This is a genomic window from Streptomyces tibetensis, assembly GCF_007655005.1.
GTDB classification, from domain to species: Bacteria; Actinomycetota; Actinomycetes; order Streptomycetales; family Streptomycetaceae; genus Streptomyces; species Streptomyces tibetensis.
The window spans coordinates 46,719-59,532 of sequence record NZ_SZVW01000031.1; the positions used below are offsets into that span (position 1 = coordinate 46,719).

The 12,814-nt window shown below is 70.4% G+C and carries 10 protein-coding genes; 1 reads left to right on the top strand and 9 read right to left on the bottom strand.

Features of this window, described 5'->3' with window-relative positions; translation table 11 throughout:
- Nucleotides 1-3: 3 nt before the first annotated feature.
- From nicT to FDO69_RS38155, 5 genes are all read right to left on the bottom strand, one after another.
- A complete protein-coding gene (gene nicT / locus FDO69_RS38135; RefSeq protein ID WP_104788072.1) occupies nucleotides 4-1,155 on the bottom strand; it encodes a Nickel transporter NicT in 1,152 nt (383 codons plus the stop codon).
- 159 nt (nucleotides 1,156-1,314) lie between these two features.
- Complete coding sequence (prcB, locus tag FDO69_RS38140) at nucleotides 1,315-2,163, bottom strand: proteasome subunit beta (protein ID WP_104788075.1); 849 nt, start codon at nucleotides 2,161-2,163, stop codon at nucleotides 1,315-1,317.
- 75 nt (nucleotides 2,164-2,238) lie between these two features.
- A complete protein-coding gene (locus FDO69_RS38145; protein ID WP_104788077.1) occupies nucleotides 2,239-3,717 on the bottom strand; it encodes a hypothetical protein in 1,479 nt (492 codons plus the stop codon).
- A gap of 103 nt (nucleotides 3,718-3,820) precedes the next feature.
- Nucleotides 3,821-6,175, bottom strand: coding sequence for a glycoside hydrolase family 65 protein (locus tag FDO69_RS38150; protein ID WP_104788080.1), 2,355 nt, complete (start codon nucleotides 6,173-6,175; stop codon nucleotides 3,821-3,823).
- Nucleotides 6,172-6,909 carry a beta-phosphoglucomutase family hydrolase gene (locus FDO69_RS38155; RefSeq protein WP_104788082.1) on the bottom strand — a complete coding sequence of 246 codons (738 nt, stop codon included), beginning with the start codon at nucleotides 6,907-6,909 and terminating at the stop codon, nucleotides 6,172-6,174. The genes FDO69_RS38150 and FDO69_RS38155 overlap by 4 nt, the downstream gene beginning before the upstream one ends.
- Before the next feature lie 118 nt (nucleotides 6,910-7,027).
- On the opposite strand from FDO69_RS38155, the gene FDO69_RS38160 reads away from it, so the two are divergent.
- Nucleotides 7,028-7,684 carry a nucleoside/nucleotide kinase family protein gene (locus FDO69_RS38160; protein ID WP_104788085.1) on the top strand — a complete coding sequence of 219 codons (657 nt, stop codon included), beginning with the start codon at nucleotides 7,028-7,030 and terminating at the stop codon, nucleotides 7,682-7,684.
- Nucleotides 7,685-7,796: 112 nt separating this feature from the next.
- Here FDO69_RS38160 and FDO69_RS38165 read toward each other — a convergent pair whose 3' ends face one another.
- The 4 genes from FDO69_RS38165 to FDO69_RS38180 form a co-directional block, all read right to left on the bottom strand.
- Nucleotides 7,797-9,515: a hypothetical protein gene (locus FDO69_RS38165; protein WP_104788087.1), complete on the bottom strand. Its 1,719-nt coding sequence runs from the start codon at nucleotides 9,513-9,515 to the stop codon at nucleotides 7,797-7,799.
- 2 nt (nucleotides 9,516-9,517) lie between these two features.
- On the bottom strand, nucleotides 9,518-10,420 hold the full coding sequence (locus FDO69_RS38170; protein ID WP_104788090.1) for a carbohydrate ABC transporter permease: 903 nt from the start codon (nucleotides 10,418-10,420) through the stop codon (nucleotides 9,518-9,520).
- Nucleotides 10,417-11,328, bottom strand: a complete 912-nt coding sequence (locus FDO69_RS38175; protein ID WP_104788092.1) for a carbohydrate ABC transporter permease — start codon at nucleotides 11,326-11,328, stop codon at nucleotides 10,417-10,419. Before FDO69_RS38175 ends, FDO69_RS38170 begins: the two co-directional genes overlap by 4 nt.
- 120 nt (nucleotides 11,329-11,448) lie before the next feature.
- Nucleotides 11,449-12,777: an extracellular solute-binding protein gene (locus FDO69_RS38180; RefSeq protein WP_104788094.1), complete on the bottom strand. Its 1,329-nt coding sequence runs from the start codon at nucleotides 12,775-12,777 to the stop codon at nucleotides 11,449-11,451.
- Between the last annotated feature and the right edge of the window lie 37 nt (nucleotides 12,778-12,814).

A 12,814-nucleotide genomic window follows, 5' to 3' on the forward strand; every position in this document is an offset into this window, starting at 1 on the left:
CCGCTAGGAACCCTCCGGCCCGGCCAGGTCGCCCGACCACTTCTCCTCGATGCGTCCGACTCTCCACACCACCAGCGCCACCACCCAGGTGGCGAAGAACAGGGCGACGACGACGTAGCCGAGGATGTTGAGGTCCAGGCCGGAGATCCGATCCCAGAAGGGACCGTGCAGGTCGAGCCGTTCGGCGAGGAGGCCGAGGAGTTCGACCGTGCCGATGAGGAGGGCCACGGCGACGGACAGGCCGGTGATGGTGAGGTTGTAGTAGACCTTGCGGACCGGCTTGGAGAAGGCCCAGCCGTAGGCGAAGTTCATGAACGAGCCGTCGATGGTGTCGAGCAGGCACATCCCGGCGGCGAACAGGACGGGCAGGCACAGGATCGCGTACCAGGGCAGTCCGGAGGCGGCGCCGGAGCCGGCCAGGACGAGCAGGGCGATCTCGGTGGCGGTGTCGAAGCCGAGGCCGAACAGCAGGCCCAGCGGGTACATGTGCCAGGGCTTGGAGACCGACTTCATGACGCGGCCCAGCAGGCGGTTCATGAACCCGCGGTTGTTCAGCTGTTCCTCCAGGGCGGCCTCGTCGTAGCGGCCCGAGCGCATGGCGCGGAACACCTTCCAGATGCCGGCCAGGACGACGAGGTTGACGGCCGCGATGAGGTAGAGGAACGTGCCGGAGACGGTCGTGCCGATCAGGCCGGTGACGTCGTGCAGGGCGGAGCCGTCGTCACGGACCGGCCCGGCCAGGGTCTTCACGCCGAGGGTGAGCAGGAAGGCCAGGGCGAAGACGACGCTGGAGTGGCCGAGGGAGAACCAGAAGCCCACGGACAGCGGCCGCTGCCCCTCCCCCATCAGCTTGCGGGTGGTGTTGTCGATGGCGGCGATGTGGTCGGCGTCGAAGGCGTGCCGCATGCCGAGCGTGTACGCGGTGACGCCGATGCCGACGCCGAAGGTCTGCGTACCGATCGCGTGGTGCTCCGGCGCGACGATCGCGACGAGGGTGAACCAGCCGATCACGTGCAGGGCCAGGATGAAGGCCGCCATCCCCCCGACCCTGGTCCACTCCCGCCGCGTCATGGAGGTGCGGACGCGGTGCCAGGCCGTGCGCTGGGCGGGGGCCGGGGCGGGGAGGGGCGGAGTGGACTCAGGGGCGGCCGTCATCGGGGGGAGGGTCTTTCTCTCGGACGGACGGCTGCGGTGAACAGCCTTGTGCCATCCTGCGGTACCTGCAAGTCATGTGCAGTAAAGCCCGTGACAGGTCTTGTCCATGGAACCGAAAACTCCGCCGGACCGGCCCAGGGCAGCCCGGTCGGCCGGGTGTCAGACCTCGGCGTTCGGTCCGTCGGGCCGGCTGTGGCGCTGCTCGACCATCTCTCGGCTCAGCTCCTCCGTCTCCGTCTGGGCCAGCCGCTCGAAGCCGTCCTCGGTGATGACCGAGACGATCGGGTAGATGCGGCGGGTGAGGTCGGGGCCACCGGTCGCCGCGTCGTCGTCCGCCGCGTCGTACAGCGCCTGCAGGGCCGCCAGAGCCGCCTCGCGGCGGGACATGCCCGTGCGGTACAGCTTCTTCAACGCGCCCCGGGCGTACGGCGATCCGGAGCCCTCGGCGTGGAAGCCGAACTTCTCGTAGCGGCCGCCGACGACGTCGAAGGAGAAGATGCGGCCCTGCTCCCCCTCGGGGGCCGTGGGGTCGTAGCCGGCGAGCAGCGGAACGACCGCGAGGCCCTGCATGGCCTGGCCCAGGTTGTCGCGGATCATGGTGGCGAGCCGGGTCGCCTTCCCGGCGAGGGTCATGGGGGTGCCCTCGATCTTCTCGAAGTGCGCCAGCTCGACCTGGTACAGCCTCACCATGTCCACCGCGAGCCCGACCGTGCCCGCGAAGGCGACCGCGCAGTGGTCGTCCGCGGGGTGCACCTTCTCCAGGTCTCGCTGGGCGATCAGGTTGCCCATCGTCGCCCGCCGGTCGCCCGCGATGAGTACGCCGTCCCGGTAGGTGAGGGCCAGGACGGTCGTGCCGTGCGGGGCGCCCTCGGCGCGGACGCCGTCCGGCAGGACGCGACGGGTGTTCAGCAGCTCGGGGCGGTGGGCCGCCAGGAAGTCGGTGAAGGACGAGGAGCCCGGGGTGAAGAACTCTTCGCCCAGCCTGCCCTCGTGGTCGCTCGCCACCATGCCGTTCCCCCTCGATCGTGACCGCCCGCCCGACTCCTACCTGAGTCGGGCGGGCGGGAAACACCGTCGGCGGTGTCAGCGGCCCGGTGCCACGCGGACGTCCAGGTCCGAGATCCGGTGGACGGGCCAGGACCGCGCGTAGCGAGGTGGCGTGCCGCCGGCCGGTGCCACGTGTGCGACCGGGCGACGCTCCGCGGTGCGCAGGATGTCCGCCGCGGTGGTGTTCTCGTTGTGTCCGGACGTCGCCCCCGAGGAGCAGCCGGTGTAGTAGCCGATCGGGATGGCCTCCTGACCGGTGAGCAGACAGGGGGCGCGGACACCGAGCCGGTGCAGGGCGTCGGCGGTGCGGCCCCAGTCACGGCGGCTCTCGGCGTTGCGGGACACGGCGCCGTCCAGCACGGCGAGCTGTGTCGCGAGATGCCCGGCCAGGGCGAGCGCGACGAGCGGCGCGGCCACCGGGCGCCACGCTCCGCCCGGGGCCCTGACCAGGTGCCACAGCGCGTCGGCGACCGGGATCGCGAGCAGCGCGTAGGCCGGCTGGAGGAAGCGGGGCGCCGCGTAGCCGATCATGAAGAGGTACGGCAGCGCGGCGGTGGTCGCGCAGACCAGTGGGACCAGGGTCCGCTCCAGGCGCCGGGCCCGGGCCGCGAGGGCCAGTCCGAGACCGGCCAGGACGGGCAGGGCGAACCACCAGGCGGTGACCGCAGGGCTGGGCGTGGACCCGGTGCACGGCCGGCACAGGGTTCGTCCGCCCAGGCTGCGCAGCTGGTCGTCGACGGCGATCTGCCAGCCCAGTCCGCCCTGGATCCGGGAGGCCTCCGCCAACCGCTCGCCCAGCCCGCCGTAGCTCGCGTACGCCTCGATCACCCACGGAACGGCGCCCGCCGCCAGACCCGCCACGAGCGCGAGGAGGAGTCGCTGACGGCGGCGCGCCAGGGCGAGGACGAGCAGCGGCAGGGCCAGGTAGACCGCGTCGGTGGGGCGCATCCACGCCATGAGGGCGGCCCCGGCCGCGAGACCCCACAGGAGCACCGGGGCGGGACGCTCCTCCCGAGCCCGCAGGAAGCAGCCGACGCCGGTCAGGGCGCCGATCGCGACCCAGTAGTTGGGCATGGCCTGCGGGCCGTAGAAGAGGGTCATCCACAGCGAGGCGAAGAGGGCACCGCCGAGGACCAGGACGCGGGTCGGGAAGAGACCCCGCCAGGCGCACAGGGCCAGGTGGAGGGCGAGACCGGACAGCAGGGCGAGGTAGACGCGCAGCAGCGGGACGGACGACGACCAGGACGCGACCGGCGCCACCAGCAGCGAGACGCCGCGGGAGCGGGGGGCACTGAAGAAGGCCGCGGGGTGGCGCGAGGTGACCTGGCTGACGTAGACGATCTCGTCCCAGCCGAGGCCCAGGACGGGCCGGACGAGGACGAGCTGCGCGAGGACGAAGACGGCGGCCAGGACGGCGAGCGGCCGGTTGCCGCGCGCCCATGAAGCGGCGCGCGGCCCGGCCGCCTGTTCGCGTCTTCGCCTGCGGACGAGGATGGCGTTCGCGCCATCAGGCATGTTCCGCCCCTTACCCCGATGATCGGAAAACACGATCAAGCTAACCCGCGGGGCGGGGAGGTACAGGGCGGAACTCGGCCAAGTGCCTGACCCGTGGCAAGGGTCAGCGGGCGTGCGGGGCGCGGTGCGGAGGCTGGCTCGGGGCCGGGCGGTGGGTCAGCTCGGGAATCGGCCGGGAGACGGGGGCGTCCTCGCTCACCGTGAGCTCGGTGCCGTGGTGCCGGATGGTCAGGGGCATCCCGGACTTCAGGGTGTAGGTGGCCTGGTCGGAGGTCAGTTCCACACGCAGGCACCGGTCGAGGAAGCCCACCGTGAAGGCGAGCCGGCTGTACCGCTCGGGCAGGCGGGGCGCGAACCGCAGGGCACCGTCGCTGCACCGCATGCCGCCGAAACCTGCGACCAGCGCCATCCAGGTGCCCGCCAGCGAGGCGATGTGCAGGCCGTCGCGGGTGTTGTGCTCCAGGTCGCCCAGGTCCATGAGCGCCGCTTCGGTCGTGTAGTCGGCGGCCAGGTCGAGGTGGCCGGAGCGGGCTGCCATGACGGCCTGGACGCAGGCGGACAGGGAGGAGTCGCGGACGGTCAGCGGCTCGTAGTACGCGAAGTTGCGGGCGATCTGCTCCTCGTCGAAGTACTCCTCGAAGAAGGCGCCGCAGGTGTACATCGCCAGCACCAGGTCCGCCTGCTTGATGACCTGTTTGCGGTACAGGTCGAAGTAGGGGAAGTGCAGCATCAGGGGGTACTGGTCCGGGCCGGTGCGGTCGAAGTCCCAGCGCTGGTAGCGGGTGAAGCCAGAGTGCTGCTCGTGGACGCCGAGTTCGTCGTTGTAGGGGACGTTCATGGCCTCCGCGGCGTCCCGCCAGGCGGCCCGCTCCTCCTCGTCGGCGCCGAGCCGTGCGGCCTCGTCGGGGTGGCGCTTGCACGCGTCGGCGGCGGCCAGCAGGTTCGCCCGGGCCATGAGGTTGGTGTAGGTGTTGTCGTCGGCGATGGCGCTGTACTCGTCCGGTCCGGTGACGCCGTCGATGTGGAAGACGCCCCGGTCGTCGTGGTGACCGAGGGAGCGCCACAGGCGGGCGGTCTCCACCAGCAGCTCCACGCCGACCTCGCGTTCGAAGGTCTCGTCGCCGGTGACGGCCACGTACCGCACGACGGCGTCGGCGATGTCGGCGCCCACATGGAAGGCGGCCGTGCCGGCCGGCCAGTAGGCGGAGCCCTCCGAACCCTCGATGGTCCGCCAGGGGAACGCGGCTCCGCGCAGGCCGAGTTGGGTGGCGCGTTCCCGGGCGGCGGGCAGGGTGTCGAGGCGCCAGCGCAGGGCCTCCGCGGCGGACTTCGGCGCGGTGTAGGTCAGCAGGGACAGCACGAACGCCTCGGTGTCCCAGAAGGCGTGGCCGTCGTAGCCGGAGCCGGTGAGTCCCTTGGCGGGGATGGCGCGCTGTTCGGCGCGGGCGCCGGCCTGGAGGACGTGGAAGAGGGCGAAGCGAACGGCCTGCTGGAGCTCCTCGTCGCCGTCGATCTCGACGTCGGCACGCGCCCAGAACTCGTCGAGGTAGGCCCGCTGGTCCTCCAGGAGTCCCTGCCAGCCGCTGTGTCCGGCCGCCGCCAGGGCCGCCTCGACCTGGTCGCTCATCGCGGGCCGGGAACGGACGCCGGACCAGCCGTGCGCGACCAGCTTCTCCACGCGCAGCCGCTCCCCCGGTTCCAGGACGGAGGTGACGGTCAGCCGGGCCACGTCCACGTTGGACTCGCTGCTCGTGGTGGTCCGTTCGGGGCCGGTGACGGTGTGGTCGGCGGCCACGGCGACCCTGAGGCCGCTGCGGCGGGTGCGGTGGATCAGGCGCAGCCGGCTGCCCGTGGCGAGGTCCTCCTCCGGTTCCAGCGGCGACTTCAGCGCCTTGGCGGCGCGCGGGTCGCCGTCCGGCTCGGGCAGGCTCTCGTTGGCGACGAGTTCCGACTGGACGACCACACGGGTCCGGCTGTCGACGGGCTCCACCTCGTAGGCGACGGCGGCTATCGCGCGCTGGGTGAGGGACACCAGGCGGGTGGAGCGCACCCGGACGGTCGAGCCGGCCGGTGAGGTCCATTCGCAGACCCGCTCCAGGACGCCCCGCCGCAGGTCGAGGGTCCGCTCGTGGGTGACGAGCCGCCCGTAGCGCAGGTCGAACGGCTCGTCGTCGACGAGAAGCCGCAGCACCTTGCCGTTGGTGACGTTGATGGACGTCTGGCCGGACTCGGGGTAGCCGTAGCCGGCCTCGGCGTACGGCAGCGGATGCAGTTCGTGGACGCCGTTGAGGTAGGAGCCGGGCAGGCCGTGGGGTTCGCCCTCGTCGAGGTTGCCGCGCCAGCCGACGTGCCCGTTGGACAGGGCGAACACGGACTCGCTCTGCGCCAGGACGTCGAGGTTGAGTTCCGTCTCGCGTACGGTCCAGGGCTCGACGTTGTACGCCCGCTGTGCGATCACTGGTTTTCCCCCAGTTCTGCGAGGTCCTGCACCACGATGTCGGCGCCGTGCCGGTACAGCGCGTCGGTCTGCCCGACCCGGTCGACTCCGACGACGTATCCGAAGCGCCCCGCGCGGCCCGCGTCCATGCCGGCCAGGGCGTCCTCGAAGACGGCCGCTTCAAAGGGCTGGACGCCGAGGTCCTCGGCGGCGGCCAGGAACGTGTCGGGGTGCGGCTTGCCGGGCAGCTTGCGCTCGGCGGCGACGACACCGTCGATCCGTACGTCGAAGAAGTGCTCGGCGCCGATCGAGCGGAGCACGTCACGGCAGTTGGCACTGGAGGAGACGATCGCGGTGCTGAGTCCGTGGGCGCGGACGGCCTCCAAATAGCGCAGGGTGCCGTCGTAGGCCTCTACGCCGTCGGTGCGGATCTTCTCGAGGACCAGCTCGTTCTTGCGGTTGCCGAGTCCGTGCACGGTCTCGGCTCCCGGTGGGTCGTCCGGGTCGCCGTCCGGCAGGTCGATGCCGCGGGAGGCGAGGAAGGTACGCACCCCGTCGGCGCGTGGCCGCCCGTCGACGTACTCGTCGTAATCCGCCGCCTCGAACGGCCGGTACTCCGCGCCGTCCCGCTCGCGCAGGAAGGCGTCGAACATCTCCTTCCAGGCGGCCGCGTGCACGACGGCCGTCCTGGTGACGACTCCGTCGAGGTCGAACAGACAGGCATGGATGCTTTCGGGAAGACCGAGCTGCGTCATACAGGACCGGTTCCCCACCCGGAGATGTTCCAGTGAGTGGCGCACGCCACACGCCGGGGGCGCGAGGGGTGTGAGGCGCCCGGCGTTCGCGCCCGGCCCCGGGTGGCAGACTCTCTCTGTGCCGCTCACCTTCGACGACCTCGTCCACCGCGCCCGAGCCCTCCCCCGGGGCGGCCGGCGCGCGCTCCTCGGCATCGCGGGCAGCCCCGGCGCGGGCAAGTCGACGCTCGCCGAGCGTCTGGTGCGGGAGTTGAACGGCACCGGCGACCCCTGGGTCGCGCACGTACCCATGGACGGATTCCACCTCGCCGACGCCGAACTGGAGCGTCTCGGCCGCCGGGACCGCAAGGGGGCACCCGACACGTTCGACGCGGCCGGGTACGCGGCCCTGCTGCGGCGGCTGCGGGACGAGCCCGGCGACGACGTCGTCTACGCACCCGGCTTCGAACGCGTCCTGGAGCAGCCGATCGCGGGGGCGATCCCGGTTCCCCCGACGGCCCGTCTGGTCGTCACCGAGGGCAACTACCTGCTCGTGACCACCGGTTCCTGGCCCCGCGTGCGCCCCCTGCTCGACGAGGTGTGGTTCTGCGAGCTGCCCGAGCGGGAGCGCGTCCGCCGGCTGGTGGCCCGCCACGAGCGGTTCGGCAAGACGCACGAGGAGGCGACGGCCTGGGTGACACGCTCGGACGAGCCCAACGCCGAGCTGGTCGCGGCGACCCGGGTACGGGCGGACCTGGTGGTACCGGAGTCGGCGATGCCGTGCGAGCGGGCCTGAACACCGTCAGGCATCCAGACCGGCAGCAGCGCCGGCGAACGCGACGGCGACGCTGAACATCGCGCCGCCATCACCGGCTTGACGCGTCCGCCCCTGGTGCGGGTCGCCGGAGTCACCCGGCGGGTGCGGCCCGGCGGGCGCGCAGTGCGACGGTCAGTGTGTGGGGGCCGAGTCCGCCGATGTAGACGCGGTTCCCGGTCGTCGCGTCGGTGCCGCCCACCACCGTGTAGTCCTGCCCCGGGTCGTATCGCAGTACCTCGCTCCGGTCCGGCCCGGCCAGCGGTTCACCTGCCTGGACGTCGGCCTCGACGCGGATCTCGTCGGCACCGGCCCGGTAGGTCATCGACCCGGTCGTCAGGCACCAGCTGCCGTCGCCGATCGGTACGGCGCCCTCTGCCACGCCTCCCGGCCGGAAGGTCAGTTCCAGGGCCCAGGGCACCCGTGGTCCGCTGATGTCGATCCGCAGATCGGCACCGTCCTCCCGCAGGTCGACCTCGACGCGCGTCGTGTGGGAGACCTCGTCCCGAGGCCGGTCGGGGAAGGCCATCGCGGCCGAGAAGCGTCCCTCGTCCGCCATGCGGTAGGCGGCATCGTCCCGCCGCCCACCCGGCGGCAGCGGTTGGTAATAGGCGGCCGTGAGACTTTCGGTGAGCCGGTACCGGTGGCCGGCGGTCTGTTGCATGTCGGCCGCACGGAACGGGCCCAGGTCGAAGAAACCCCGCGAGAGCCGGACCGCGTCCAGTACCGCGTCACCGGCGAACAGGCGCAGGAAGGTGGGGTTGCAGGCGAGGCCCGAGCGGATGCGCCGGTGCACGGGCACGTCGGAGCCGCCGTACACCACCGTGTGCGCGGTGGCCGAGGCGCGTGCGGCGAGACGCGCGGTGGTGAGGTACCGGTCACGCGGAAGGGTCTCGGCGACCGGTGCCGGCAGCTCGCGGCACAGGTCCGGGGTGAGGAGGGTCTCGGCGAGCAGGTCGGGGTCGTCGATGCCGCCGGCGGCCGCCAGCGTCGCCGCCCGGCTGAGGTCGCCCCGGCCGGTGCGGATCGCGAGCAGCCGGTAGTGCGGCAGGTAGGGCGCCAGCGGGAACGGGTGCTTCTGGTCCTGCCGGCGCGAGTGGACGGTCTCCACCGTGCCGTCCGGCCTGATGAGGTCCAGGGTGGTGGTGAGGTTGCGCTCGACGGCGTCCAGCAGGTCGGTACGGCCGAGGACTGCGGCCAGCAGCAGCAGCGAAGGATTCGACACGTAGGCGGCGTAGTTGGCGCTGCGTTCCGAGTACAGGCCCTCCGCGTCGATGTCGACGCCCTCGGACAGCCACTCCTCGATGCGCTCGAGGAGCCGGTCGTCGGGGAACGACCGGTGCAGCCGGGCCAGCGCCGCGCACAGCTCCCAGCGGTGGTTCGGGGTGTGCACCCCCCCGGTCAGGAGACTGGCGGTGGCGGCGCCGGCGATCTCGGCGAGCGCGGCCGTGACGTCGCGCAGTTCCGGCCCTCCGCCGGCGGCCAGCACATGCGCGTCGCACACGTCGTTGACGGTGAACGCGGAGTCCGGCGGTGACTGCACGTTGTCCCCGCCGGCGAAGAGGCCGGTGGCCGTCTGCGCGGCCTGCAGGGCGCGGAGGTGGGTCGTCACGGCGGCTACGGCCCGCGCGCTGCCGTGGAGTGCCGAGTCCGGAGACCGGTACGCCGCGACCAGCGTCTTCACCCGGTGTGCCAGAGCGCGGTGGGCCACGCCGGCGGGTTCCTCGTCGGGGGCGGCCGCCAGCGGCGCGGCCAGTCGGTCGGCGGCGGCGGCCACCGCGCGGACGAACTCGTGGTCGAGCGGGGTGAGCAAGGTCAGTCCTTCAGTCCGGCGTTGATGTCGGCGCCCATGACGTAGCGCTGGAAGACCAGGAAGACGGCGATCAGCGGGATCATCGAGATGACCGACGCGCCGAGCAGCACCGACCAGTTGATGTTCTGCGCGCCGACGATGCTCTGGATGCCGATCTGCACGGTGAACTTGTTGGGGTCGTTGAGCATCAGCAGCGGCCAGATGTAGTCGTTCCACCGCCACTGGAACGAAAGGATCGCGAGGGTCAGCATGATGGGCCGGGAGACCGGCACCATGATCCGCAGGAAGATCGACAGTTCGCGGGCGCCGTCGATGCGAGCGGCTTCGACGAGCTCGTCGGGCACCGTCAGGAAGAACTGGCGGAACATGAAGCATCCGGTCGCGGTGAGCACGGCCGGGAGGATGATGCCGGCGAACGAGTTGTAGAGGCCGAGGTTGCGGACCACCAGGAACTCGGGGGCGAGCATGACCTCGCCAGGCAGCATCGTGGTGGCCAGGATGCAGAGGAAGAAGGCCTTGAGCCACCGGTTGTCGTACTTGGCCAGTGCGTACCCGGTGCAGCAGCTGACACCCACCGTGAGGATCGTCGTGATCACACACACGATGGCCGTGTTGATGAAGTACTGGGAGAAGTTGGCGCTGTCCCACGCTGCCTCGAAGCCCGACAGGGTGGGGTTGTGCGGGACCAGCGTCAGCGGATAGGAGAACAGGTCGCTGGCAGGCTTGAAGGAGCTGAGGATGAACCACAGCACGGGCACACCGTACAAGCACGCCAGGATCCACAGCAGTGTCGTCGCGGACACCGCCCGCCGGAGCCCACCGCCGGCCGCGTTGCGGGGCCGCTTCTTGGACACGGGCTGTTTGGCATCGGCGTCGAGCGGGCGGGGCATGTCTGTGGTTGTCATCGGTTCTCCACCCGTCGGTTGACGATCAGCTGGATGATCGCGACGGCCATCAGGATGAGCATGAGCACGAACGACGCAGCGCTCGCGTAGCCGATCTGGCCCCGTTTGAAGCCGGTCTCGTAGATGTACTGGACGAGCAGGTTGTTCGAGGTACCGGGCCCGCCGTTGTTGAGGGCGACGAACACCGGGTATTCCTTCATCGCGTTGATCGTGTTGAGCAGGATGACGATGAACGAGGTGGGCGCGATGCTCGGCAGCGTGATGCTGATGAACTTGCGCCACGGACCGGCGCCGTCGAGTTCGGCCGCCTCGTAGTACGACACCGGGACGTTCTTGATCGCCGCGATGAACAGCAGCATCGTGAAACCCGTCCACGCCCAGGCTGCCGCCATCACCACCACCAGCAGCGACAGGTCCGCGTTGGACTGCCACGGAACGGCGCCGCCGCCGAGCTTCTCGATGACGTAGTTGACCAGTCCGAAGTTCTCACCGAACATCCACCGCCACAGGACGCCCACGACGATGGGCGACAGCAGCCACGGGATGAAGAAGATGACGCGGGCGACCGACGATCCCTTGGCGTGCTTGTTCACCACCAGGTTGGCGGCGAGCAGCGAGAGCGCGAAGTTCAGCGGGACGAACAGGACGGTGTACAGCAGCGTCCGGGTCAGCGCGTCGTAGAACGTGGAGTCCCCGAACAGGTTGTGGTAGTTGTCCAGTCCGACCCACTGGAACACCCCCACGCCCGTGTAGTTCGTGAAGGAGTAGAGGAGCCCGATCACCGCGGGCCAGACGAAGAACAGCGCGAAGAGCACGACGTTGGCCGCGATGAGGACGAGCGGCGCAAGGGTGTACTTACTGCGTCTCCTGGGCGGGCTCGCGGTCACGTCCGAGGCGCGTTTTGTCATCTTCCTGACTCCGTGCTGGTGGAAGGGATTGCAGGTGGGCTCACGCCATGAGCCCGGGATCGCGGGGCGCGTCCAGGGCCGGGCGGCGGTGTCTCGTCCCCCGCCGCCCGGCCCCGCGGCCTACGATCCGCCGCCGACCTGCTGGTTGTAGCCGGCCACGATGTTCTCCAGGGCCTTGTCGGGCGACTGCTGGCCGTTGATCGCCTTGCCGAGCTCCGTCTTGGTCGGGTCCTCGGTGAGGCTCTTGCCCTTCAGCACCCACTGCGTCTGCGCGCCGTTGAAGTAGCCGGAGATCGGGGCGTAGAGCGGGATCGACTCGTTGTACAGCTTGAACGCCGCCTGCGCCGCCTCGGACTTGAAGGGGTACTTCGGGTTCAGGCCGTTCTCGACCGGCAGGAAGCCGGAGGCCTCGCACAGCACGCGGTAGTTGTCCGGCTGGTAGATCCAGGACAGGAACTTCTTCGTGGCGGTGGCCGCGTCACCGTTGTTGTTGAAGCCGACCATCATGCCGCCGCTGTTGACGTCACTGGCCTGCACCGGCTGGGCGGGGGTGGGGACGCTGGCCCAGTCGAACTTCTTGATGCTCTCGGAGAAGGCGGCGACCTGCCACACGCCGGACCAGTAGGCGACCACGTCACCGCTCTGGAACATGGCGGACGGGTCGGCGCCGCTGGTCCACACCGACTTCGGCATGGTCTTGTTGTCGTTCCATCCGACGAAGGTGTTCACGGCCTTCTTGGTCGCCGCGTCCACCGAGAACTTGCCGGAGGAGTCCGCGTGGACGTACTTGCCGCCCATCTCGTACACCATGGCGCGCAGCCGGGACGGCGACTGGTCGAAGGTCAGGGAGTACTTGGCGCCGGTCTTCTCGCGGACCTTGTTCGCCGCCTTGATGAACTCGGTCCAGGTCCAGGTCTTCTGCGGCGAGGTCGGGAAGGAGACGCCGGCCTTCTTGAACAGCGACTTGTTGATGAACATACCGGACGCGGTGACGTCCGAGGGGATGGCCAGCACCTTCCCGGACGAGTCCTTGGCGAGGAAGTTGGCGTTGATCTTGTTGCTCTTCTTCCCGGCGATGGAGCCGAGGTCGATCAGCTTGCTCGACCAGATCGGGTCCAGCGCCGGCACGGCCGCCACGTCGGGCAGGGAGTTCGCCTGGGCGGCGTTGTGCAGCTTCGTCGTGTATCCGTCGTAGGGGATGTTGACGAGCTTGACGGTGACGCCGGTGTCCTTCTTGTACTGCGACACCATCTTCTTCCAGCCCGCGTCCTGCCCCGGAACCGTGGAGATCCAGAACGTCAGCGACTTGGAGGTCCCGCCCGAGTCGGACCCCGACCCGCAGGCGGAGAGCAGAAGTGCACCTGCCGTGGCCACGGCAGCGAGGGGAACCACACGGCGTATACCGCCGCGGCCGAGTCGGCGGGAGCGCCGCACACCCACACTGGTCATTTTCGATCCCTTTTCGTCGTACTGGACGGAGCACGGC